The 282-nt window shown below is 40.4% G+C and carries 1 protein-coding gene; it reads left to right on the top strand.

Going from position 1 to position 282, the window contains the following annotated elements; translation table 11 throughout:
* Positions 1–282: IgG-binding virulence factor TspB family protein (locus HMPREF2700_RS05670; protein ID WP_283129680.1), on the top strand; the 282-nt coding region annotated here is incomplete at both ends.

Here is a 282-nt window from a genome sequence, read left to right as displayed (position 1 = left end):
AACCGCTGAAGTTGCTACAACTCAACGTCCTGATCTTACACCGGGTGGATCTGAGGCACCCAATACCAAGCCTGATCCAGATCCTAAGCCTAATCCCGATGGAAATCCTGATAAAAAACCTGATGATAAACCTGATAAACGTCCGGATGATAAACCTGATCCGGATGACGATCCATCTGATAAAGATAAAAGAAAAGAAGATAAAAAGGATGACAAGAAAGAAGAATCCAAAGGGTTACTTTGTAATATTTTCCCTGACATATTAGCTTGTTCAGAAAAAGG

Origin of the sequence: Neisseria sp. HMSC068C04, from assembly GCF_001810105.1 — a bacterium.
In the GTDB taxonomy this organism is placed as follows: domain Bacteria; phylum Pseudomonadota; class Gammaproteobacteria; order Burkholderiales; family Neisseriaceae; genus Neisseria; species Neisseria flavescens_B.
The sequence above is the reverse complement of the archived record's forward strand: the minus strand, read 5'-3'. Positions and strand labels throughout refer to the sequence as shown.